The organism is Micromonospora sp. WMMD956 (genome assembly GCF_029626125.1).
Lineage (GTDB): Bacteria > Actinomycetota > Actinomycetes > Mycobacteriales > Micromonosporaceae > Micromonospora > Micromonospora carbonacea.
This window is the reverse complement of the sequence record NZ_JARUBI010000005.1, coordinates 6,078,662-6,101,725: the sequence shown is the minus strand read 5'-3', so window position 1 is coordinate 6,101,725 and position 23,064 is coordinate 6,078,662. Positions and strand designations below refer to the sequence as shown.

The window sequence follows — 23,064 nt, the reverse complement described above, 5'->3', positions numbered from 1 at the left end:
AAACGTAATCGCCCGATCTCAGAGCGTTCTGAGAATCCGTCTCTAGGGTGCGGTCGCATGACGACAGAGGTAGATCTCGCCGCCCCGCTGCGGATCGCCGACCTGCGCGCCGCCCGCGACCCGGTCCGGGTCGTGGTCTCGCCGCAGGTCCGCGACCGGGTCGCGACCGCCCGCAGTTTCCTGTCCGAGGTGCTCGGCGACGACCGCGCGGTGTACGGCAGCACCACCGGCTTCGGCGCGCTCGTCGGGTACGCGGGTCGGGCCGACCTGCGCGACCAGGCCGACAACACCCTCGCCCACCTCGGCGCGGGACAGGGCCCCGACCTCGCGCCGGAGGTGGTCCGGGCGACGCTGCTGCTGCGGGCCTGGTCGCTGGCGCGGGGCGTGTCGGGGGTCTCCCCGCACGTCGTCGACGCCCTCGCGGCGATGCTGGCGACCACGTTCGTGCCGGCGGTGCCGCGCCTCGGCTCGGTGGGGGCCAGCGGGGACCTGATCCCGCTGGGCGCGGCGGCGCAGGCGTTGCGGGGCCGGGGGCACGCCTACGTGGACGGGGTGCGGCTGCCGGCGGCGCAGGCGCTCGCGCAGGCGGGCCTGGAGCCGCTGCCGCTGGACGGTCGGGACGCCCTCGCCCTGGTCAACGGCACGTCGCTGACCACGGCGGCGACCGCGCTGGCACTGTGGTCGGTGCGCGCGTCGCACCGGGCGGTGCAGGTGCTCACCACCCTGCTGGCCGACCTGCTCGGCTGCGATCCACAGTTCCTCGACGCCCGGCTGCTGAACGCGTACGGGCACCCGGGGGCGATCGACGTGGGCGCGGCCATGCGGCGCGTCGGCGACGGGATCGTGGCGTCGGGCAAGCGCCCGCTGCAGGAGCCGTACAGCATCCGCTGCGCGCCGCAGCTGCTCGGCGCGGCCGAGGACGCGCTGCGCCACGTCGACGCCGTCGTCGCCGCCGACCTGGGCAGCGTCAGCGACAACCCGCTGTTCTTCCCCGACGACGACGCCGTCGTGCACGGGGGCAACTTCTTCGGGCAGCCGGCGGCGTTCGCCGCCGACCTGCTGTCGATGGTCGTGGCGCAGGTCGGCAACCTCGCCGAGCGGCAGCTCGACCTGCTCGTCGACCCGAACCGCAACGGTGGGCTGCCGCCGATGCTCGCCGCCGGGCCGGGGCAGCAGCACGGGTTGCAGGGGGTGCAGTTGGCGTCGACCGCGCTGATCGCCGAGATCCGCCGGGACACGATGCCGGCGAGCATGCAGAGCCTGCCGACGAACCTGCACAACCAGGACGTCGTCCCGCTGGGCACCCAGGCCGCGCTGCGGGCGCTGGACCAGGCGCGGTTGCTGCACCTGATCGTCGGGTCGCTCGCGGTGGGGCTACGCCAGGCCGCGTACGTGGGCGCGCGCACGCCGTCCGCGCCCGGGTGCGCCGAGGTGCTGGCGGCGCTGGCGGAGGCCGTACCGCCGGTGGACCCGGACCGGCCGCTGGACGGCGACGTGCGACGCGCCGCCGATGTCGTCGAAACGCTCGTGACTTCTCTTCCCTGGGGTGACCGCCGTGACGCTTGATTACCTGATCATCGGGGCCGGGCCGGCCGGCCTCCAGTTGGCCGCCCTGCTGGAGGCCGACGGAAGGCGCGACTACCTGGTGCTGGAGGGCGCGAACTCCCCCGGGGCGTTCTTCGCCACCTTCCCCCGCCACCGGCAGCTCATCTCCATCAACAAGCCGCACACCGGCTCCGACGACCCGGAGCTGAACCTGCGGCTGGACTGGAACTCGCTGCTCAGCGACGACCCGACGCTGCGGTTCACCGCCTACACCGAGCGGTACTTCCCGCACGCCGACGTGATGGTCCGCTACCTGGCGGACTTCGCCGCGAAGACCGGGGCGCGGGTGCGCTACGGCGCGCGGGTGACGTCGGTGGGGCGGGTGGACGGGGTCTTCGAGGCCCGCACGGCCGGGGAGACGTTCCGGGCGCGGCGGCTGATCGTCGCCACCGGCGTGTCGAAGCCGTACGAGCCGCCGATCCCGGGGCTGGAGCTGGCCGAGCGGTACGCGGACATGCCCGTCGACCCGCGCGACTACCTCGACCAGCGGGTGCTGATCATCGGCAAGGGCAACTCCGCGTTCGAGACGGCGGAGAACCTGATGGAGACGACCACGCTGATCCACGTCGCCGGGCCCAGCTCGGTGCGGATGGCGTGGCGCACCCACTACGTGGGGCACCTGCGGGCGGTGAACAACAACTTCCTCGACACGTACCAGCTCAAGTCGGCCAACGCGATCCTCGACGGCGACGTGCGGCGCATCGAGCGCGACGGCGCCGGGTTCACGGTGACGTTCTCGTTCTCGCGGGCGAACGAGGTCGTCAAGGAGCTGCGCTACGACCGGGTGCTCGCCTGCACCGGCTTCGCCTTCGACGCGTCGATCTTCGACGACACCTGCCGCCCGGCGCTGGCTGTCAGGGATCGTTTCCCGGCGCAGACCGCGGCGTGGGAGTCGGTGGACGTTCCCGGCCTGTACTTCGCCGGCACGCTCTCCCAGGAACGCGACTTCAAGCGCTCCACCAACGGCTTCATCCACGGCTTCCGCTACGCCGTGCGGGCGCTGCACAAGATCCTGGAGCGGCGGTACGGGGACACGCCGTGGCCGGCGGAGAAGCTGGACGCCACGCCGGAGTCGATCGCCGACGCCGTCGTCGCCCGGGTCAATCGCACCTCGGCGCTGTGGCAGCAGTTCGGCGTCCTCGCCGACGTGGTGACCGTGGCCGGCCCGGACGCCCGCTACCACGAGGAGGTGCCGGTCGACTACTTCGCCGAGGAGGGGCTGCGCACCCCCGACCACGACTACGGGCACGCCTTCGTCGTCACGCTGGAGTACGGGCCGGACCACGACCAGGTGGACCCGTTCGACATCACGGTCAACCGGGTGGCGCAGGACGTCGTCGGGCAGGCGCACGACGCCGCGTACCTGCATCCGGTGGTCCGCCACCACCGCGGCGGGCGGGTGGTGGCCACCCACCACCTGGCGGAGAACCTGGAGAACCGCTGGGACCGGCCGGACGTGCACGTGGCGCCGCTGGTCGCGTTCGTGGACCGCTGCCTGAGCGGCGGCGAGGGCTGAGATGCTCACGCTGGACGAGGCCGGGTTGAACCTGGCCGACGTGGCGGCCGAGGCGCGGCGTCGGCTGGAGCCGGCGCACTGGGACTTCTTCGCCGGCGGGGCCGGCGGGGAACGCACGGTCCGGGCCAACGAGGCGGCGTACACGCGGCGGTGGGTCGTGCCCCGGGTCCTGCGCGGCACGGGCGGGCGCGACCTGCGCATCCGTCTGCTCGGCGAGCCGGTCTCGATGCCGGTGCTGGTCGCGCCGACCGCGTTCCACCGGCTGGCCCACCCCGACGGCGAGGTGGCCACCGCGCGGGCCGCCGCCGAGGCCGGCACGGTGATGGTGGTCAGCATGGCGGCCACCCGGGGAGTCGAGGAGATCGCCGCGGCGGGCGGGCGGCTGTGGTTCCAGCTCTACCCGCAGCCGGACCTGGAGTTCACCGCCGCCGTGGTGCGACGGGCCGAGGCCGCCGGCTGCCGGGCCCTGGTCGTCACGGTCGACTCGCCCGTGTTCGGCCGGCGCGAGCGCGACCTGCGGCACGGCTTCGTCGACCTGCCACCCGGGCTGGCCTGCGAGAACATGCGCGACACGGACGGTCGGGTGCGCAGCATCGAGATGGACGCCGGGCTGGGCTGGGAGCGGATCGCGTGGCTACGCGGCATCACGTCGCTGCCGATCCTGCTCAAGGGGGTGCTGCACCCGGCCGACGCCCGGCTGGCCGTCGCGCACGGCGTCGACGGCCTGCTGGTCTCCAACCACGGCGGCCGGCAGCTCGACGGCGCGCTGGCCACCCTGGACGCGTTGCCCGGGATCGTCGCGGCCGTCGGGGGGCGGCTGCCGGTGCTGGTCGACGGCGGCGTCCGGCGGGGCACGGACGTGCTGGTGGCGCTGGCGCTCGGTGCGACCGCCGTGCTGGTGGGGCGGCCGGTGCTGTGGGGGCTGGCCGTGGGCGGGGCGGCCGGGGTGCGGCACGTGCTGGAGCTGCTGCGCGCCGACCTGGACCGGGCGCTGGCCCTGGCCGGCGCGGCCCGACCGGCCGACCTCGGCCGGGACCTCGTCGCCGGCCCGGACCTCGTCGCCGGCTGCGGCCCCGTCGCCCCGGTGGTGGGGGCATGAGCGCCCCGGTCGTCGCGGTCGCCCTCGTCGCGCTCGGCGCGGGCTGGACCCTGCCGCGCTGGCTGCCCCCGGCGGTGGTGCGGCTGCGGGAGTGGGTCTTCGCCCGGGTCAACGGCGCGAAGGGCATCCCGGTGCCCGGCCCCACCGTCGGCGTCGAACACTTCATGCGGGTGTACGCGGACCCGGCGGCCGACGGGCGCAGCCGGGGGGCCGGGCTGTCGGACCTGTTCTGGTACTGGCTGTCCCCCGGGCCGCACATGCACCAGGAGCACCTGGAGCCCGGCGAGCGCTACCGCACGGTGGCGGCCACGACCCGGCGGGTGCTCGCGGTGCGCCCGCAGCGCGCCGACGAACTGGCGACCGCCGCCACCCGGCGGGTGCTGGACGAGCTGCCGTCCGGCCGGACCAGCCACGTGCGGCTGCGCGACCTGATGGTGCCGGTGTGGGCCGAGGTCTTCCACGAGCTGGTCTTCGGCGGGGTGTGCCCGCCCGACGCGCGGGCGCTGATCGTCGCCAACGCCGACGACGTGTCCAGTTCGCTGAAGTGCACGAGCCTGCGGCACATGGACCGGCGCGACCGGCTGACCCGGTACCTGCGGGGGCGCGTCGACGCGGGGACCTGCCCGGTGACGCTGCCGCCGCCGTTCACCGCCCAGGAGACGGCCTGGTATCTCCACGGGGCCTTCTGCACCACGGCCGTCGTGCAGATGTCCGAGGCGATGGCGCACGTGCTGCTGGCCCTCGCCACCCACCCCGACGCGCAGCGGGGCCTCGACGACGACGCGGCGCTGGACCGGGTGGTCGACGAGACGCTGCGGCTGTATCCGCTGTTCGGGGTGGCGCACCGGATCACGTCCGCGCCGATCGCCCTGCCCGGGGTGTCGCTGCCCGCCGGGTCGGTGCTGCTCTTCAACTACCTGGCGTTCCAGCGCGCCGGTGCCGCCGCCGACGACCGGTTCGACCCGCAGCGGTGGCTGACCCTCACACGCCGCGACGCCCACCTCATCCCGTACGGGATCACCGCGAACCGGGCCTGCCCGGCGCGTGGGGTCGCGCCGGTGATGCTGCGCGCCGCGACCCGCGAGGTGCTGCGCCGGTACGCCCTGGCGTCCTCGGTCGCGCACACCCGGCCGCTGCCCAGCCGGGGCCCGGCGTACCTGACGCCGGCCGGGCTCCCCGGGCCGGGCCGGCTGCGGCTGGGCGCGATGCGGTGGCGGGACCGCTGGGCCGACGTGGGCCGCAGCGTCCGGCAACTGGTGCTCGGCACCTGGATGGTCGTCGACGCCCGTCGACAGCGCCTGTGCGGCAACTACTTCGAGGAGGCGGTCCGATGACCCCCACGGAGCTGGCACCGCGGTTCTTCATCGCGGTCGCGGTGATCCTGCTCTTCTGCAAGGGGGTGGCCTGGCTGCTCGGCAGGGCGGGCCAGCCCGCCGTGGTCAGCGAGATGCTCGCCGGGGTGCTGCTCGGCCCCTCGCTGCTCGGGCTGCTCCTGCCGGACGTGCAGGACGCCCTGTTCCCGGCTCCCCTGCTCCCCGTCCTCTACGTGGTCGGCCAGGTCGGGCTGGTGCTGTTCATGTTCCAGGCCGGGTACGCCTTCGGCGCGCACCGCGTCACCGGCCTCGCCGGCACGGCCGGCGCGGTGTCGCTGGCCGGGGTCGCCACGCCGCTCGTGCTGGGCGTCCTGCTGGTCCTGGCGACCTCCAGGGCCGTGCCGATCCGGGCCGAGGGGACCTCGCTCGGGGTCTCGGCGGCGTTCGTCGGCGTCGCGCTGGCCATCACCGCCTTCCCGATGCTGGCCCGGATCATCACCGAACGCGGCCAGGCGGCCACCCGGCACGGCACCCTCTCCCTGGCCAGCGGCGCGATCGACGACATGGTCGCCTGGATCATGCTCGCCGTGGTGCTGGCCTTCGCCTCCGGCCGGTCCGGCCCGGCAATCGTCACCGCCGGGGGCGCGGTCCTCTTCGGGCTGGTGCTCTGGCTCGCCGGCCGCCGCACGACCGCCGCGCTGATGACCGCCCGGGGCCTCGACGACCGGGCCCGGCTGCTCGGCATGGTCGTCCTGCTCTTCCTGGTGGCCTGGTACACCGACGAGATCGGGCTGTACGCGGTGTTCGGGGCATTCGCGGTCGGCGTGGTCATGCCCCGCACCGCCAACACCGACCGGGTGGTCGACACGCTGACCCCGGTCGCCGCAACGGTGTTCCTGCCGTTGTTCTTCACCTACTCGGGCCTGCGCACGGAGTTCGGGCTGCTCGGCAGCCCGCCGGTGCTGCTGTTCGCGCTGGCCTGCGTGACGGCGGCCGTCGTCGGCAAGTTCGGCGCCTGCTGGGCGGCAGCCCGGATCCGCGGCGAGCCGCAGGGGGTGGCGCTGCGGGTCGGCGCGCTGATGAACGCCCGGGGCCTGATGCAGCTCATCGCGCTCAACGTCGGGCTGGAGGCGGGCATCGTGAACGGGTCGCTGTTCACGGTGCTGGTGCTGGTCGCGCTGGTCACGACGCTGATGACGACGCCACTCCTGAGCTGGATCGAGCGGCGGGAGGCGAGGACGGTCACCACTGCACCCACGCAGGCCCTGGCGGGTTGGCAGTAGTTGAGGAGACAATATTCACGGATTTATCGACGGACGCCTATGAATTGTTGAGGGATGCACGGGGGAGAACCGAACCGGCTGCTGCTGGTCGAGGATGACGCGGATCTGACGGAGTTGCTCACCGAGACGCTGGTCAACGAGGGCTACGTCGTCGACCGCGCCCCGGACGGCCAGCGCGGCCTGCATCTCGGGCTGACCCGCCCGTACGACGTGATGGTCATCGACCGGCTGCTGCCGGCGCTCGACGGGCTCGACCTGGTCGCCCGGCTGCGCTCGCGGGCGGTGCCGGCGCGGACGCTGATCCTCACCGCGCTCGCCACGGTCGACGACCGGATCGCCGGGCTGGACGCGGGCGCCGACGACTACCTGGTCAAGCCGTTCGACCTGGACGAGCTGAGCGCGCGGATCCGGGCGCTGTGCCGGCGCGCCTCCGGGTGCACCGAGGTGCTGCGCGTCGGCGGCGGGCGGCTCGACCTGGCATTGCGTCAGGCGGTGCTGGCCGACGGCACCCGGGTGGCGCTGTCCACCCGCGAGTTCGAGCTGCTGCGGGTGCTGGCGGCCCGGCCGAGCACCGTGCATTCGCGGGGTGAGCTGCGCCGACAGGTCTTCCCCGAGGCCACCGCCGCGTCGATCGTGGACACCTACGTCTACTACCTGCGGCGCAAGCTCGGCCGCCCAGTGGTCCGCACGTTGCACGGGCTCGGCTACCGCCTGGGCAGGCTGTAGGTGGACCGGGCCGAGCGGGCTGTCGTCCGGCAGGCCCGGCTGCGCATCGCCGTGCTGGTCGGTCTGGTCTTCGGGGCCCTGCTGGTCCTCGGCGGCGGCATCTCCTACGAGGCGCTGGTCCGCCGCCAGGAGGCCCAGATCCAGCGCGAACTCGAATGGGGCACGCGGTACGGCACGATCGGCGGCCCGCCCGCCTGTAGCTGGATCTTCGAGTACGACGGCACGACCGTGGACACCGGACTCGACCCGCCGCCGCCCGGCTTCCCGCTGCACGACGCGCTGGAGACCGTGGCGGCGACCCGGACCGCCGAGACCACCACCGTCACCCGCGACGGGACGGTCTACCACGTCCGCACCGCCGCCCGGAGCGACCGGGTCGTGCAGGCGGTGTTCGACGCGCGTTTCCAGTTGGCCGACCGCCGGCACCTGCTGCTCGCGTTCAGCCTCGCGGCGGCCGTCGGGGTGCTCGCCGCCGCGCTGGCCGGCCTGCTCGTCAGCCGCCGGGCCGTCGCGCCGCTGGTGGAGGCGCTGGCCCGCCAGCGCCGCTTCGTCGCCGACGCCAGCCACGAGCTGCGCACCCCGATCGCGCAGGTGTACACCCGCGCCCAGGTGCTGGCCCGGCGGGCGCGTGCCGGCGGCACCGGGGTGAGCCCGGACGACCTGGAGCGACTGGTCGACACCACCCGCCGCCTCGGCGAGATCGTGGACGACCTGCTGCTCTCGGCCCAACTCGCCGCAGCCCCCGCCGGCCAGCCGCCGAAACCCCAGGTCGACCTCACCGCGCTGGTCGGCGCGGCGGTCGCCGCCGAGGTCGACCGCGCCGTCGAGCGCCAGGTCGCGCTCACGCTGGACGCGCCCGGCGAGCCGCTGCCGGTGCCAGGCGTCGAGTCGGCGCTGCGCCGGGTCGTCGGGGAGCTGCTCGCCAACGCGCTGGCCCACACCCCCGCCGGGGGCCGGATCGCCGTGACCCTGCGCGCCGTCGAGGGCCGCGCCGAACTTTCCGTCGCGGACACCGGGGACGGCTTCGACCAGGCCGACGCGCGGCGTCTGTTCGACCGGTTCCACCGGGGTGCGGGCGCAGGCGACCGCCGTTCCGGGCTGGGGCTGGCCCTGCTGCGGGAGGTGGTCACCAGTCACCACGGCACGATCGACGCACAGGGCAGGCCGGGTCGCGGCGCGACGTTCACGGTGTGCCTGCCCGCCCCGACGCGGGAATGCCGGGGATGGGCGCCTCCCACGACCTCATGAACGTGTTCGGCCAACCCGCCCGCCCGGAGTACGCCCGGGCCCTCGGCATCGCCCCACGAGCTTCGAGGAGCGGGCGCAGCGCCGCATCTCCCCCGGTGGCGGCGGCTGAGGCGACTCCCCAGCCGCCGCCACCTCCATGGTCGACGCGTGCGGCCTCGGGGGTGTCAGCTGGTCAGGGCCCGCTGGACCTGGGAGATCAGCACGCCGCAGGCATAGCGGTCGGCCGCGCCCACCATGCCGAGGACCGTCGCCGGGTGCGGGCCGTTGTCCGTCTCCGCCGGGTCGTAGTGCATGAACACGACGAGTTCCCCGCGATCGATGAACGGGGCGAGGAGCGGCTCGGCGTCCAGGCCCGGCGCGAGCGTGAAGAAGGTGGTCATGGCGCACGGATGCTGGCTCAGCAGGGAGCTGCGGTGCAGCACCGACGTGGTGGCGGCGCTGACCCGGAAGTTCGGGTCGATGACCCGTAGCTCGCCGTTTCGGCCGACCCCGGCGTCGAACGAGCAGTACCCCCGGTACCCGAGGGCGCTGGCCTTTCGGACCCCTGCCGTCAGCGCTTCGACCAGCTCGGCCGGCGGTCGGTCGTCGTCGAGCACACACCCGACCCACGTCGAGGTGGGCTGCGGCAGGTGCACGGACGCACCGAAGTACTCGACCGAACCGCTCTCCGTCACGCCGAACTGGAGGCCCCAGACCGTCCGGAAGGGAACCTCCTCCTCTACGATCCACCTGTCGCTCACCTGCTCCAGCTGGTGGAACAGCGACCGGTTGAGCCGGTCCTGCAACCTCCGGGTGAAGATCGCGATCCCGCTGTAGACCTCGGTGCCGGCCGGCTTGAGCACCGCCGGCCGGCGGTCGGCCCGGACGATCTGCCGCACCTCGGCGGGGCTGGCCACCTGCCGGCGCGGCAGGTAGTCCGGTGCGATCAGGGTCTCCAGGACCGTCTTGTTGTTGAGGCGGGCCAGCAGGTCCGGGGCGACCCGGGCCGGCGCGGCCCGCAACTGCGGGTCCTGCGGGGGAAACTGGAACTCCAGCAGCTCGCCCCGGCCGGCGGCCTCCCGGGCCAGCCGCACCGCCTGCTCGCCGGAGCGATACTCCCGCAGGTCGCTCGGCGTCTTGAGGCCGCACCGGCTGAGCAGGCGCAGCGACTTGTCGGCGCTGGCGCCACTGCTGCAGATGACCGCCGACTGGTGCGGCAGGGTCAGGTGCAGGCCGGTGACCATGTCCAGCCCGTTGTGCAGGCCCGCGCCCGCGCTGGTCAGATAGCGGCTGCCGGCGGTCTCCACCGGGCTGGGCGGCCGGGCCAGGACCACCCCGTCGTGCGCGAACACCTGTACTTGGATAGGCCCATCCATTGGATCTCCTGACGTGCCGGCCCCCCGCAGGAGGCCTCGGGGTGTGGCGAGAAGCCCGGTGCGCCCCGGCCGCGAGCTGCGGAGCACGTGGCGGGTGAGGCATGGCGTACCGGTCCTGATGAGGCCGCTCGGCCGCGAGAGTCGGGCGTGCCGCGCGCACCGGCCGGACGGATCCGGGCTGGGCCGGTCGGCTAGCGGCTGGCTTGTGGTCAGCGCTGCGCCGGCGCGGTGCGCACCAGCAGCCGATGTGTGATCAACCAGTCACCGACTGCGTCATGATCGACATCATGATCGATGAAGCATAGTCAGCGCCCTCCGAGCACGCGGATGGGCCGGACAGCCGAGTGGGACCGGCCCATTTCGCCACCACGGGCTAGGGGTCGATCGCACCCGAATTCTAGGGGTGTACGCCGCTTGGCCAGGCTCCGTAGCGTCGGGCCCCGTCGGGTCGTCGTTCCCCCACCCCGCACCGGACCGGGAACGGAGGTGGGCGATCGTGGGCCCGCCCGCGACCGGAACATGGCGAGGGCGGGTCGTTCGGCGGTGGCCCGGCACCCCGGCGGTACGTCCGCCCACGGCCGACCGGCCGCCTCGTCCCCCTCTCCCGGTCGTCCCCATTCACTCGGAGGTTGGGCTCATGCCTGTTGGGTTCGCTGATGGCGCGGTGGACGCCGGGGGTCTGGACCTGGTGGGTGATCTGCGGCGGGTGGTGGGGTGGCCGGCGCGGGCGGGTTCGGTGTCGGGGGTGGTGTCGTGGCCGGTGGGTGTGGTGGGTTCGGGTGTGGTGGTGGTGGCAGGGCTGGTCGGGGTGTTGGCGCGGTACACGGGTCAGTCGGAGGTGGTGTTCGGGCTGGCCGGTGGTGGTGTGGTGCGGGTGGACGTGTCGGGTGATCCGGGGTTCGGTGAGTTGACGGGTCGGGTGGAGGCGGCGTTGGCGTCGCCGGTGGCGGGTGGTCGGGTGGATCGGGTGCTGGTGGGATTGGTGGATGGGCCGGTGGATGAGGTGGGACCGGACGTCGTGGATGCCGGTGTGGTGGTGTGGGTGGCCGGGGACGGTTCGGGCCTGCGGGTGGACTTCGCGGTGGAGGAGTTCTCGGCCGGGTGGGCACGGGGATTCGTGGACGCGGTGGTGACGCTGGTATCGGCGGGCGTCGCCGGGGCACAGGTGGCGTTGTCGGGGCTCACGTTGGTGTCGGCGACGGAGCGGGAGCGGTTGTTGGGGTGGGGTCGGGGTCCGGTGCGGGAGGTTCCGGGCGCGCCGATTCACGAGTTGGTGCTGGGGTGGGCGCAGCGGTCGCCGGAGGCGGTGGCGGGGGTGGCCGGTGGTGTGGTGTTGACGTATGGGGAGTTGGAGCGGCGTTCGGGGCTGGTGGCGGGGTTTCTGCGGTCGGTGGGTGTGGGTGTCGGTGATGTGGTGTCGTTGGCGTTGGATCGGAGTTTGTGGACGTTGGTGGCGGCGTTGGGGGTGTTGCGGGCGGGTGCGGCGTATACGCCGATGGATGTGGCGTGGCCGGCGGAGCGGATGCGGGTGTTGTTGGCTGATCATGGTGCGCGGGTGGTGTTGACGGTGGGTGAGGTGGTGTCGCGGGTGCCGTGCCCGGACGGGGTGCGGGTGGTGGCGTTGGACGACCAGTGGCCGCAGATCGAGGCTGTCGGTCCGGTGGACCTGCCGGTGGTCGCCGTGGACGGGCCGGCGTTCGTGATCTACACGTCGGGGTCGACGGGCATCCCGAAGGGTGTGGTGTTGACGCACGAGAAGCTGACGAACTTCCTGGCGTGGATGGCCGACGAGTGCGCCATCGGCCCCGACAGCAGAATGCTGCACTCGGCCGCACCGGTCTTCGACGCCGCGTTCGGGGAGGTCTTCGCCACGCTCATCTCCGGTGGCCAGGTCGTCGTCTGCTCGCGCGACGACCTGCTCGACGTACGCCGGCTCACCGGGCTCATCGGGCGGCACGGCGTCACGCACACCTTCGGGCCCGCGACGAACGTCGCCCCGCTCGACCCGGCGGCCTGCCCCAGCCTGCGCTGCGTCGTCCTCGGCGGCGAGGCCGCCCCGCCGCAGCTCGTCCGGCGGTGGTCGGCGGCGGGTGCCCGGGTCGTGAACGCGTACGGGCCGGCGGAGGCGGCCGTGGCCTGCACCTGGTACGACGCGTCAACCGGCTGGCCCGGCAGCTACGTACCCATCGGCTGGCCCATGCCCAACCGACAGATCCACATCGTCGACCCCCACCTCAACCTCGTCCCCGCCGGCGCACCAGGCGAAATCCTCATCACCGGCCACGGCATCGCCGACGGCTACCTCCACCGCCCCGAACTCACCACCCAACGATTCGTCACCGACCCCCACACCCACCAACTCGCCTACCGCACCGGCGACCTCGCCCGCTGGAACACCAACGGCGCCCTCGAAATCCTCGGCCGCATCGACCACCAGATCAAAATCAACGGCATCCGCATCGAACTCGGCGAAATCGAAACCACCCTCGAACAACACCCCGACGTCACCACCGCCATCGTCACCCGCCGCGACGACAACAACACCCCCCGACTCATCGGCTACGTCACCGCACGCGACGGACGCACGCCCACGCCGGAGGCGCTGCGCGAGCACGCCGCCACCATCCTGCCGTCCTACATGGTCCCGGCGGTCGTCATGGTCCTGGACCGGTTCCCCGTCGGCGGCACCGGCAAGATCGACCGGGCGGCGCTGCCCGCCCCGGACGGCCGACGCCCCGACCTCGGCGTCGACTACGCCGCACCGGCCACCGCACAGGAGCGGCTCGTCACGGGCGTGTTCGCCACCGTCCTCGGCATCGACCGGGTCGGCGTCCACGACAGCTTCTTCGACCTCGGCGGCACGTCCCTCCAGTCGGCAGCCGTGGCCACGGGCATCGACGAGGCCGCCGACGTGGTCGTGCCCGTCTCCCAGATCCACCGCACCCCGACCCCGCACGCGCTCGCCGCGTGGCTCGCCACCGCGCCGCGCCGCACGGGCGGCGGGCGGGCCGTCGGCCACGGCCGCCAGCGGCCCGGGCCGGTGCCCCTCGCGCAGCAGGTGGCCAAGTGCCTGATGTCGCCCCCGGAGGTCGTGGTCCCGGTGAGCTGGTGGGTGGAGGGTGAGCTCAACCTGCGGGCGTTGATGGCCGCGCTCGGCGACCTGCACCGCCGGCACGAAGCCCTGCACGCCCGCTACCGACGCGTCGACCCACCCGTGGCGATCATCCCACCCAACCCCGGCATGCCCCAACTACTCCTACTCACCGACGCCCCCACCACCCAGGACGCCCTCGACCAACTCGCCGACGCCGTCCAACAACCCCTCGACTACACCCAAGGCCGCAACTGGCGCACCGCCATCATCCGCGACCGCTCCACCAACCGCACCCTCCTCGGCATCGGCATCCACCACATCGCCTTCGACGGCTGGTCCCACACCCTCCTCGTCCGCGACCTCACCCACGCCTACACCGCCCGCGCCAACGGCCACCCACCCACCTGGGACCATCCCGCACCCACCCTGCGCCAGATCCACGACGAGTACGCCCGACTCCGCACCGCAGCCGACCTGCCCGCCCAACGCGCATACTGGCGCGCCCAGCTCCACGGGCTGCCCCGGCAGGGCGACGGCGGGCCGACCGTGTCGCTGGAACAGGCCCTCGCCTGGGGTCCCAAGGCCGGGCACACGGTGACGGTGCCGGCCGAGGTGATGCAGCGCTGGGACCGGGCGGCCAGGGAACACCGGTTCAGCCGCTCCAGCTACTTCGTCGCCGCCTTCGCCACCGCCCTGCGCGCCATCCACCACCAGGACGACATCGGCCTGCTGATGGTGGTCGCCAAGCGCGGCAGCCGGGTGCTCGACTCGGCGTTCACCACCCGGCTCAACCTCAACTGCGTGCGGGTGCGCTTCGACGGGCCGCAGGACGACAAGCTCGTGCTGCGGGTCCACGAGACGATCGCCGACCTGATGCGGGCGCAGGACGTGCCCTTCGCGGAGACCGCCGACGATCCCGCGGCCGGGCTCTCCAGCGAGGTCGTCGCAAGCCTGCCGACCTTCGTCTACCAGGACAACCTGGTGCTCCCGCTGGAGCTGCCCGGCTGCCGCACCGAGGAGGTCGTCGACCCGTACGCCCGGGAGGTGTCCAACGGCCTCACCGTGGAGGTGCTGCCCCGCGCCGACCACCTCCTCCTGCGCGTCACCATCCGCACCGACTACCTGCCGTACCGCCTCGCCGAGGAGCTGAACGGCCACATGCTGCGCTTCCTCGAGGCCGGCCCCGCGCCGGATTCGGGCCGCTGATCGACGTACCCCCTCTCGTGCGTGGGCGCGGACGGCCGCGCCCACGCCGGTTTCCTGGTTCTTCGAACCGGCCCGCCTGCGGGCGACGCCGGTCCTGATCGGAGGTTCTGCTCATGTCCGTCGGGTTCGTTGGTGGTCAGGCCCAGGCTCCAGGGCTCGCCGGCCCCGGCACCGACTTCGCGACCCTCGATCTGGTGGGTGATCTGCGGCGGGTGGTGGGGTGGCCGGCGCGGGCGGGTTCGGTGTCGGGGGTGGTGTCGTGGCCGGTGGGTGTGGTGGGTTCGGGTGTGGTGGTGGTGGCAGGGCTGGTCGGGGTGTTGGCGCGGTACACGGGTCAGTCGGAGGTGGTGTTCGGGCTGGCCGGTGGTGGTGTGGTGCGGGTGGACGTGTCGGGTGATCCGGGGTTCGGTGAGTTGACGGGTCGGGTGGAGGCGGCGTTGGCGTCGCCGGTGGCGGGTGGTCGGGTGGATCGGGTGCTGGTGGGATTGGTGGATGGGCCGGTGGATGAGGTGGGGCCGGAGGTGGTGGATGCCGGTGTGGTGGTGTGGGTGGCCGGGGACGGTTCGGGCCTGCGGGTGGACTTCGCGGTGGAGGAGTTTTCGGCGGGGTGGGTGCGGGGATTCGTGGATGCGGTGGTGACGTTGGTGGCGGCGGGGGTGGGTGAGCCTGGGCGGGGGTTGTCGCGGTTGGGGTTGGTGTCGGTGGTGGAGCGGGAGCGGTTGTTGGGGTGGGGTCGGGGTCCGGTGCGGGAGGTTCCGGGCGCGCCGATTCACGAGTTGGTGCTGGGGTGGGCGCAGCGGTCGCCGGAGGCGGTGGCGGGGGTGGCCGGTGGTGTGGTGTTGACGTATGGGGAGTTGGAGCGGCGTTCGGGGCTGGTGGCGGGGTTTCTGCGGTCGGTGGGTGTGGGTGTCGGTGATGTGGTGTCGTTGGCGTTGGATCGGAGTTTGTGGACGTTGGTGGCGGCGTTGGGGGTGTTGCGGGCGGGTGCGGCGTATACGCCGATGGATGTGGCGTGGCCGGCGGAGCGGATGCGGGTGTTGTTGGCTGATCATGGTGCGCGGGTGGTGTTGACGGTGGGTGAGGTGGCCTCCCGGGTGCCGTGCCCGGACGGGGTGCGGGTGGTGGCGTTGGACGACCAGTGGCCGCAGATCGAGGCTGTCGGTCCGGTGGACCTGCCGGTGGTCGCCGTGGACGGGCCGGCGTTCGTGATCTACACGTCGGGGTCGACGGGCATCCCGAAGGGCGTGGTGCTGACGCACGAGAAGCTGACGAACTTCCTGGCCTGGATGGCCGACGAGTGCGCCATCGGCCCCGACAGCAGAATGCTGCACAGCTGCACGCCCGTGTTCGACGTGGCCCTGGGCGAGATCTTCACGGCCCTCACCTCCGGCGCGACCGTCGTCGTCTGCTCCCGCGACGAGCTGCTCGACGCCCGCCGCCTCACCGACCTGATCGCCAAGGAGCAGGTGACCCACGCGTTCTGCCCGCCGACCAACCTGGCGGCCGTCGACCCGGCCGACTGCCCGAGCATGTCCTGCCTGACGCTCGCCGGGGAGCCGGTGCCGCCGCGGATGGCGCAGCGCTGGCTGGCCGCCGGGGTCCGGCTGATCAACGCGTACGGGCCGGCGGAGGCGGCCGTGGCCTGCACCTGGTACGACGCGTCAACCGGCTGGCCCGGCAGCTACGTACCCATCGGCTGGCCCATGCCCAACCGACAGATCCACATCGTCGACCCCCACCTCAACCTCGTCCCCGCCGGCGCACCAGGCGAAATCCTCATCACCGGCCACGGCATCGCCGACGGCTACCTCCACCGCCCCGAACTCACCACCCAACGATTCGTCACCGACCCCCACGGCGGCGGCACCGCCTACCGCACCGGAGACCTCGCCCGCTGGAACACCAACGGCGCCCTCGAAATCCTCGGCCGCATCGACCACCAGATCAAAATCAACGGCATCCGCATCGAACTCGGCGAAATCGAAACCACCCTCGAACAACACCCCGACGTCACCACCGCCATCGTCACCCGCCGCGACGACAACAACACCCCCCGACTCATCGGCTACGTCACCGGACGCGACGGACGTACGCCATCGGTGCCCGCGCTGCGCGCGCACGCGGCGGCGGTGCTGCCGTCCTACATGGTCCCGGCCGTCATCATGGTCCTCGACCGGTTCCCCGTCGGCGGCACCGGCAAGATCAACCGGAACGCGCTGCCCGCCCCCGACGCCCAGCGCCCCGACGTCGGCGTCGACTACGTCGCGCCGGCCACCGCCGACGAGCGGCTCGTCACCACGGCCTTCGTCACCGTCCTCGGCATCGACCGGGTCGGCGTCCACGACAGCTTCTTCGACCTCGGCGGGACCAGCCTCCAGTCCGCCGCCCTCGCCGCCGCCCTCGACGAGGCCACCGACGCCGTCGTGCCCGTCTCCCAGATCCGCCGCACCCCCACGCCGCACGCGCTCGCCGCGTGGCTCGCCACCGCGCCACGCCGCCCCCGGGCCGAGGCGGAACCGTCGGGCGTCGCGCGCTCCGGGCCGGCGAAGCCGGTGCCGCTGACGCTGTCGGTCGCCAAGTGCGTCTGGCTCCCCTTCGAGCTGGTCTGCCCGACCACCTGGTGGGTGGAGGGTGAGCTCAACCTGCGGGCGTTGATGGCCGCGCTCGGCGACCTGCACCGCCGGCACGAAGCCCTGCACGCCCGCTACCGACGCGTCGACCCACCCGTGGCGATCATCCCACCCAACCCCGGCATGCCCCAACTACTCCTACTCACCGACGCCCCCACCACCCAGGACGCCCTCGACCAACTCGCCGACGCCGTCCAACAACCCCTCGACTACACCCAAGGCCGCAACTGGCGAACCGCCATCATCCGCGACCGCTCCACCAACCGCACCCTCCTCGGCATCGGCATCCACCACATCGCCTTCGACGGCTGGTCCCACACCCTCCTCGTCCGCGACCTCACCCACGCCTACACCGCCCGCCTTGCCGGCAAGGCACCCGAATGGGACCGCCCCGCGCCCACCCTCCGCCAGACCTACGACGAGTACGCCCGGCTCCACGAGGCCGCCGACCTGCCCGCCCAACGCGCATACTGGCGCACCCAACTCCACGGCCTCCCCCGCCAGGGCGACGGCGAGCTGAAGGTGCCGCTGGAACAGGCCCTCGCCTGGGGCCCGAAGGCCGGGCACATCCTCACCGTCAGCCCCCAGGTCCTCCAGCGCTGGGACCGGGCAGCCCGGGAACACCGGTTCAGCCGCTCCAGCTACTTCGTCGCCGCCTTCGCCACCGCCCTGCGCGCCATCCACCACCAGGACGACATCGGCCTGCTCATGATCGTGGCGAAGCGCGGCAGCCGGGTGCTCGACTCCGCGTTCACCACCCGGATCAACTCCAACTGCGTGCGGGTGCGGTTCGCGCCCGGGCAGGACCTGATCCGGCACGTCCAGCAGACCGTCGACGAGCTGATGGCCGCCCAGGACGTCCCCTTCTCGGAGAGCGCCGCGGACCCGGCCGTCGGGCTGCCCAGCGAGGTCGTCGCCGGCCTGCCCGGCTTCGCGTACCAGGACAACCTGGTGCTCCCGCTGGAGCTGCCCGGCTGCCGCACCGAGGAGGTCGTCGAGCCGTACGCCCGGGAGGTGATGAGCGGGCTGACCGTCGAGGCGATCCCCCGCCACGCCGACGCCCTGCTGCGCATCACGATCCGCACCGACCTGCTGCCGTTCGCCCTCGCCGAGGAGCTGGGCGCCCACATGCTGCGCTTCCTCGAAGCGGGGCCCCAGGTCACCGGCCCGGCGCGCTGAGGTTTCCGCCCCCGTCCGACCCCGGGCGGCCGCCGGCCCGCCGGTGCCGGTCGACCGCCCGGGCGTGCGCGTGGGCGAGCAGCCGGTCCACCTCCGGAAGCAGGCCGCCGCCGGGGCACAGGACGCACGCCCAGCCGTGCAGGCCGTAGACGGGGTGGGGCAAAACCTCGTCCTGCCGGGTGAAGTCGATGCCGGCGCGGTGGTCGGGGAAGCGCGCGGGCGGGTAGCCGAACCGGCGCTGGAACTCCGCGCGGCCCAGCTCGACGTTGAGGCGGTGGACGTCCGGCCGGTCGAGGCGCGAGTCCTCGTCGAAGCCGGGTGTGTCGTGCGCGACGATCGTGGCGAACGGCCGGCGGCGGTCGGGGCCGACGAAGAAGAACCGCTCGCCCCAGCTGGCCCGGGGCGCGCCCGACTCCGCGTCGGCCCGCACCTGCGCGACGCCGGGCAGCGCGAGGATCCGTCGGGCGAGCTCGGCCTCGGTCGGGACAGGGGCGGCGGGGACGGGCGGGGGCGACTGCGTCATGACCTCTACCGTATCGTTGAACACCCTTGTGAAGCTCGGGCCGGAGCACAGGCGGTGGGGCTGGCGGCAAGCATCAAACGGGAGGTCAGGTGCGCAGGAGTTCCTACCGGCCGGCCGACCTCGCGCGCGAGCACGGCATCTCGACGCAGACGGTCCGCAACTACGAGCGCGACGGCGTGCTGCCCCCGGCCCGGCGCACGCCCAGCGGCTACCGCGCCTACACGGCCGTGCACGTCCGGGCGCTGCGCGCCTACCTGGCGCTGATCCCGGCGCACGGGTACGCCACCAGCGGCGAGATCATGCGCGCGGTCAACGCCGGTGACCTGGACACCGCCCTGCGCGCGATCGACCACAGCCACGCCCGCCTGCTGCGCGACCGGGAGACGCTCGACGCCGTCGAGGCGGCCGTGGGCCTGCTCACCCAGCCACCGTCGGCGACCCGAACCGACAAGCGTGCGACGGCCCCATCCGACCAACCGGCGCCGGGCCGGCCCGGCCGGGTGGCGGCAGGCCGACCCGACCGGCCGCTGGCGATCGGCGGCCTCGCCCGCCGGATCGGCGTGACCCCGGCTGCGCTGCGCAAGTGGGAACGGGCCGGCGTCCTCGCGCCGAGCCGGGGCACGGCCACCGGCTACCGCCTCTACTCGGCCGACGACGTGCGCGACGCCGAGCTGGCCCACCTGCTCCGGCGGGGCGGCTACCGGCTGGACCACATCGCCACGGTCGTGCGGCAGGTCCGCGACGCCGCCGGCACCGAGCCGCTGGCCGAGTCCCTGGCGAGCTGGCGGCGGCGGCTCACCGACCGGGGCCGGGCCATGCTCACCGCCTCCGTGCGGCTCGCGGAGCACCTGTCCCCGCCGGACGACTGACCCGCGCGGCGGGCCAACCCCCGCAGCCTGCGCGGGCGACCGCAGCAGGCACCCGCGCGGCGACCGGGCCGGTCACGCGCCGGGGCAGCGCCCCGACAGGGCGTAGCGCAGCAGGACGACGTCGCCGATCTGGCGGACCTCCGCCAGGCCCGCGCGACGGCCGGGGTGCCACGGGAACCGGCCCTCGCCGGGGAAGCGCGGCGCGCGGCGGTCGCCGACGAAGAACGGGGCGACCACCAGGTGCAGTTCGTCGGCGAGGCCCGCGCCGAGGAACAGGGCGTGCACGGCCGCGCCACCCTCCACCATGAGCCGGCGCACCCCCCGGGTGGCCAGGTCGGCCAGCACCCGACAGGGGTCGACCGGGTCGCCGCCGTCGGCGACGGTGGCCAGGCCGTCGAGCCGGTGCCGGGTCTGCGCCAGCACGGACGTGGCGCAGTAGACGACCCGCTCGGCGTCGCCGACGGTGAAGAACCGCGCCGCCGGGTCGAGGTCGCCGCTCCCGGTGACGGTGACCTTCGTCGGCGACGGCGGCAGGCCGCGGTCGGCCCGCTCCCGCCGCCGCTGCGGCGAGCGGATCACCAGGCGCGGATCGTCGGCCCGGACGGTGGCCGCTCCGACGAGGATGGCGTCGCACCCGGCCCGCACGGCGTCGACCCGGTCCAGGTCCGCCTCGTTGGACAGCAGCAGCCGCTGGTCGCTGGCGTCGTCGATGTAGCCGTCGATCGACATGGCGCAGCTGAGCAGCACGTACGGCCGGGGTGTGGCGGGCCCGGCGGCGTGCGGGGTGGGCGCGGCGGCGGTCACCGGACGAACGGGAGGTCGATGGTGTGGGCGGCGCGGTCCACCTTGGCCGCGAGGTAGCCGGCGTTGGCGTCGGACAGGTGCAGCCCGGTCGGCACCCGCTCGGCCACCTCGATGCCGAGCCGGCGCAGCTGGTCGGCCTTGTCCGGGTTGTTGCTGAGCAGGGCCACCCGCTCGGCGCCGAGGGCCGCCAGCATCTGCGCGGCGACCGTGTAGTTCCGTTCGTCCGCGCCCCGGCCCAGCGCCAGGTTCGCCTCGTAGGTGTCCAGCCCGGCGTCCTGGAGGGCGTACGCGTCGAGCTTCGCGTACAGGCCGATGCCGCGCCCCTCCTGACGCAGGTAGAGCAGGAGCCCACCGGCGGCGGCGATCCGCTCGACCGCCTCGCGCAACTGCGGCCCGCAGTCGCACCGCTGGCTGCCGAACACGTCCCCGGTCAGGCACTCGCTGTGCGGGCGCACCAGCGGCGGCGGCCCGCCGGCGGCGGCCCGGTCCACCGCGGCCGACCAGTCGCCGAGCCCGAACGCGAGGTGTTCCCGGCCGTCGACGAGGCCGTGGAACGAGAACACCCGGGCCGTGGTCGCGTAGCCGTCGGGGAAGCGCAGCGGGACCGTCACCTGGGTCCGGATGGTCGCGACAGGCAGTGCTTCGGACATCGGTCTCCTTCGTCGGACGGTCAACCGTGCACGCCGGTGCGCGCCGGACGCGACACCCACCGGGCGGCGCGGGCGGTGGCGACGGGGGCCGGGGGCGCGACGCCGGGCGAGGCGGGCCGCGGGAGCCGGCGGGCCAGCAGCACCACGCCCCCGGGCAGGCTCGCCACCAGCGCCAACGCCCCGTACACGGTGGCGGCGGCGACGCCCTGCCCGGCGGTCAGCCCGGCGGCGGCGAACGCCCACGCGGCCACCCCCTCGCGCGGCCCGAACCCGCCCACGTTCAGCGGGAGGATCATCGCGAGCAGGGCCAGCAGCGTCAGCGGCAGCAGCCGGGCGAGCGGCGCGGCGGAGCCCGCCGTGCGGGCCGCGACGACGAACGTGGCCAGGTGGCCCGCCAGCACCACGGCGGAGGCGACCAGCACGCCGGCCCAGGTCCGCCGCCCCAGCACCCCGGAGCGGACGTCGGCCACGGCGGTGCGCAGCGCCCGCGCCCACCCCGACGCCCCCGACCGGGGCGCGACGCGCCCCAGCAGCACCGCGCCCAGGCCGGCGACGACGAGCAGCGCCGCCGCCACCGGCAGGTACGGCCGCACCGGCGACGGGAACGCGGCCAGCACGCCCACCGCGAGGACCACCGTGACCGCCTGGCCCGCCGTGCGCTCCCAGACCACGGCCCGCACGCCGCGGCTGACGTCCCCGCAGTCGCGGCCGTGGCGCACCGCGCGGTCGACGTCGCCGAGCACCCCGCCGGGCAGGGTGGAGTTGAGGAACACGGCCCGGTAGCAGTGCGCCACCGCCGCGCGCAGCGGCAGCCGGACGCCCAGCCCGGCGGCGACCAGGCTCCACCGCCACGCGGCGCAGACGGTGGTGACCAGGCCGATGCCCAGCGCCGCCGCGAGGGCCGTGCCGTCGATCAGGCGCAGGCCGGCGAGGAACGGGCCGCTGCCCAGCCGCCACAGCAGGGCGGCCAGCACCGCCACCCCGGCGAGGGTGCGCGCCCACCCCCAGAACGACCGGGGCAGCCGGCCGACGCGTGTGGCGGGCGACGCCGCCGGTTCCGTGCTCGCTGGCAAACCCGGTCCTCCCTGCACGATCATCTTCCCTCCGGGTTCACGTAAGGCGCGCCCGGATGGTTCACCCGCAGCCGGCGAGCAGGTCGGCGTGGTCGACCAGGACGTCGAGCGTACCGGCGCGGGCGGCGGCCCGCCGGGTTCGGCCGTACGCCGTGGTGCGGCCGGTCAGCTCGGGGCGCTGCTCACGGGCGGCGCCCAGCCAGCCGGTGAACCACTCGGCGGTCAGCTCGGCGCGGTCCGGGCCGAGCCGCCACGGGCTCGGCCGGGTCAGCACGTCGACGCCGCGGCGGGCGAACGCGGCCGCGCAGGCGGCGACGGCGTCGGGGCCGAGTAACGCGCCCCGGCCGGGCACGACGCGCCGCTGGTGGTCGTCGAACGCGGCGGCGACGTCGGCGTCCAGCGGGTCGGCGGGGGTCAGCCGCACCCGGCCGACCACGGTGAGGGTGAACAGGGTGGGCCGGTCGGCGCAGGCCGCCACGATCCGCCCGACCTCCTCGGCGGTGAGCATGTCCAGCAGCGCCGACGCGGTGACCAGGGACGCGTCGGCGAGGTCGGCGGCGGACAGCCGGGTGATGTCACCCTGCCGGGTCTCCACGGTGACCGCGCCGCCGCCGGAGGCGGCGAGGCCCGCCAGGGCGGCCCGGGCCCGCGCCAGCAGGCCGGGGTCGCGGTCGTGGAGCACCCAGTGCTGCGGGCCGGGGAGCCGGGGGGCCAGCCAGCGCCCCATCGACCCGGTGCCGGCGCCCAGGTCGTGGATCACGACCGGCCGGTCGCCGGCGAGGCGTCGGCGCACCGGCGTCAGCAGGTCCGCCGCGCGGGCCGCGGCGTCGGCTGGCTCCCGCAGCCGCAGCCAGCCGGCGAAGGCGGCGGTGTCGTCGCCGTCGCTCATGT

16 protein-coding genes are annotated in these 23,064 nt (G+C 74.2%); 10 read left to right on the top strand and 6 right to left on the bottom strand.

The genetic code is table 11. From position 1 onward, the window contains the following. The first annotated feature begins 57 nt into the window (after positions 1–57). The 7 genes from O7628_RS26655 to O7628_RS26625 are packed head-to-tail and all read left to right on the top strand — an operon-like array spanning position 58 to position 8,790. On the top strand, positions 58–1,566 hold the full coding sequence (locus O7628_RS26655) for an aromatic amino acid ammonia-lyase (RefSeq protein ID WP_278134703.1): 1,509 nt from the start codon (positions 58–60) through the stop codon (positions 1,564–1,566). After that, a complete protein-coding gene (locus O7628_RS26650) occupies positions 1,556–3,121 on the top strand; it encodes an NAD(P)-binding domain-containing protein (RefSeq protein WP_278134701.1) in 1,566 nt (521 codons plus the stop codon). The genes O7628_RS26655 and O7628_RS26650 overlap by 11 nt, the downstream gene beginning before the upstream one ends. A gap of 1 nt (position 3,122) precedes the next feature. Beyond that, positions 3,123–4,220 (top strand): alpha-hydroxy acid oxidase, encoded by a 1,098-nt coding sequence (locus tag O7628_RS26645; RefSeq protein WP_278134699.1) that lies wholly within the window; start codon positions 3,123–3,125, stop codon positions 4,218–4,220. Continuing rightward, positions 4,217–5,554 carry a cytochrome P450 gene (locus O7628_RS26640; protein WP_278134697.1) on the top strand — a complete coding sequence of 446 codons (1,338 nt, stop codon included), beginning with the start codon at positions 4,217–4,219 and terminating at the stop codon, positions 5,552–5,554. Before O7628_RS26645 ends, O7628_RS26640 begins: the two co-directional genes overlap by 4 nt. Then, entirely contained in the window at positions 5,551–6,816 is a 1,266-nt protein-coding gene (locus O7628_RS26635) for a cation:proton antiporter (RefSeq protein ID WP_278134696.1), read from the top strand. Before O7628_RS26640 ends, O7628_RS26635 begins: the two co-directional genes overlap by 4 nt. Positions 6,817–6,870: 54 nt before the next feature. Further along, positions 6,871–7,542: a response regulator transcription factor gene (locus O7628_RS26630; RefSeq protein WP_278134694.1), complete on the top strand. Its 672-nt coding sequence runs from the start codon at positions 6,871–6,873 to the stop codon at positions 7,540–7,542. Continuing rightward, entirely contained in the window at positions 7,543–8,790 is a 1,248-nt protein-coding gene (locus O7628_RS26625; RefSeq protein ID WP_278134692.1) for a HAMP domain-containing sensor histidine kinase, read from the top strand. It abuts the gene before it with no gap. 164 nt (positions 8,791–8,954) lie between these two features. On the opposite strand, the gene O7628_RS26620 is transcribed toward O7628_RS26625, so the two are convergent. Next, positions 8,955–10,121 carry an ATP-grasp domain-containing protein gene (locus O7628_RS26620; RefSeq protein WP_278134690.1) on the bottom strand — a complete coding sequence of 389 codons (1,167 nt, stop codon included), beginning with the start codon at positions 10,119–10,121 and terminating at the stop codon, positions 8,955–8,957. 661 nt (positions 10,122–10,782) lie between these two features. On the opposite strand from O7628_RS26620, the gene O7628_RS26615 reads away from it, so the two are divergent. Both O7628_RS26615 and O7628_RS26610 read left to right on the top strand, forming a co-directional pair. Next, positions 10,783–14,445, top strand: a complete 3,663-nt coding sequence (locus tag O7628_RS26615; protein ID WP_278134688.1) for a non-ribosomal peptide synthetase — start codon at positions 10,783–10,785, stop codon at positions 14,443–14,445. Between the two features lie 113 nt (positions 14,446–14,558). Continuing rightward, a complete protein-coding gene (locus O7628_RS26610) occupies positions 14,559–18,254 on the top strand; it encodes an amino acid adenylation domain-containing protein (RefSeq protein ID WP_278134686.1) in 3,696 nt (1,231 codons plus the stop codon). Here the strand turns inward: O7628_RS26610 and O7628_RS26605 are convergent. Then, positions 18,235–18,777 carry a DUF6194 family protein gene (locus O7628_RS26605; RefSeq protein ID WP_278134685.1) on the bottom strand — a complete coding sequence of 181 codons (543 nt, stop codon included), beginning with the start codon at positions 18,775–18,777 and terminating at the stop codon, positions 18,235–18,237. The two genes, O7628_RS26610 and O7628_RS26605, sit on opposite strands and share 20 nt — an antisense overlap. A gap of 89 nt (positions 18,778–18,866) precedes the next feature. Between O7628_RS26605 and O7628_RS26600 the strand changes: the two genes are divergently transcribed. After that, positions 18,867–19,646 carry a MerR family transcriptional regulator gene (locus O7628_RS26600; protein WP_278134683.1) on the top strand — a complete coding sequence of 260 codons (780 nt, stop codon included), beginning with the start codon at positions 18,867–18,869 and terminating at the stop codon, positions 19,644–19,646. Positions 19,647–19,718: 72 nt separating this feature from the next. Here the strand turns inward: O7628_RS26600 and O7628_RS26595 are convergent, their stop codons facing one another. From O7628_RS26595 to O7628_RS26580, 4 genes are read right to left on the bottom strand one after another with little or no spacing between them, the layout of a single operon-like run. Beyond that, positions 19,719–20,450, bottom strand: a complete 732-nt coding sequence (locus tag O7628_RS26595) for a dihydrofolate reductase family protein (protein WP_278134681.1) — start codon at positions 20,448–20,450, stop codon at positions 19,719–19,721. Beyond that, on the bottom strand, positions 20,447–21,100 hold the full coding sequence (ribA, locus tag O7628_RS26590) for a GTP cyclohydrolase II (protein ID WP_278134679.1): 654 nt from the start codon (positions 21,098–21,100) through the stop codon (positions 20,447–20,449). Before ribA ends, O7628_RS26595 begins: the two co-directional genes overlap by 4 nt. Before the next feature lie 20 nt (positions 21,101–21,120). Next, complete coding sequence (locus O7628_RS26585) at positions 21,121–22,197, bottom strand: lysylphosphatidylglycerol synthase transmembrane domain-containing protein (RefSeq protein WP_278134678.1); 1,077 nt, start codon at positions 22,195–22,197, stop codon at positions 21,121–21,123. A 37-nt stretch (positions 22,198–22,234) separates the two neighbouring features. Next, positions 22,235–23,062 (bottom strand): methyltransferase domain-containing protein, encoded by an 828-nt coding sequence (locus O7628_RS26580; RefSeq protein ID WP_278136413.1) that lies wholly within the window; start codon positions 23,060–23,062, stop codon positions 22,235–22,237. Between the last annotated feature and the right edge of the window lie 2 nt (positions 23,063–23,064).

What these genes read in the sequence shown, in the direction of transcription:
- ribA (WP_278134679.1), bottom strand. Translation starts at nt 21,100, where the DNA reads ATGTCCGAAGCACTGCCTGTCGCGACCATCCGGACCCAGGTGACGGTC.
- O7628_RS26635 (WP_278134696.1), top strand. Translation starts at nt 5,551, where the DNA reads ATGACCCCCACGGAGCTGGCACCGCGGTTCTTCATCGCGGTCGCGGTG.
- O7628_RS26615 (WP_278134688.1), top strand. Translation starts at nt 10,783, where the DNA reads ATGCCTGTTGGGTTCGCTGATGGCGCGGTGGACGCCGGGGGTCTGGAC.
- O7628_RS26630 (WP_278134694.1), top strand. Translation starts at nt 6,871, where the DNA reads ATGCACGGGGGAGAACCGAACCGGCTGCTGCTGGTCGAGGATGACGCG.
- O7628_RS26610 (WP_278134686.1), top strand. Translation starts at nt 14,559, where the DNA reads ATGTCCGTCGGGTTCGTTGGTGGTCAGGCCCAGGCTCCAGGGCTCGCC.
- O7628_RS26645 (WP_278134699.1), top strand. Translation starts at nt 3,123, where the DNA reads ATGCTCACGCTGGACGAGGCCGGGTTGAACCTGGCCGACGTGGCGGCC.
- O7628_RS26640 (WP_278134697.1), top strand. Translation starts at nt 4,217, where the DNA reads ATGAGCGCCCCGGTCGTCGCGGTCGCCCTCGTCGCGCTCGGCGCGGGC.
- O7628_RS26580 (WP_278136413.1), bottom strand. Translation starts at nt 23,062, where the DNA reads ATGAGCGACGGCGACGACACCGCCGCCTTCGCCGGCTGGCTGCGGCTG.
- O7628_RS26585 (WP_278134678.1), bottom strand. Translation starts at nt 22,197, where the DNA reads ATGATCGTGCAGGGAGGACCGGGTTTGCCAGCGAGCACGGAACCGGCG.
- O7628_RS26655 (WP_278134703.1), top strand. Translation starts at nt 58, where the DNA reads ATGACGACAGAGGTAGATCTCGCCGCCCCGCTGCGGATCGCCGACCTG.
- O7628_RS26605 (WP_278134685.1), bottom strand. Translation starts at nt 18,777, where the DNA reads ATGACGCAGTCGCCCCCGCCCGTCCCCGCCGCCCCTGTCCCGACCGAG.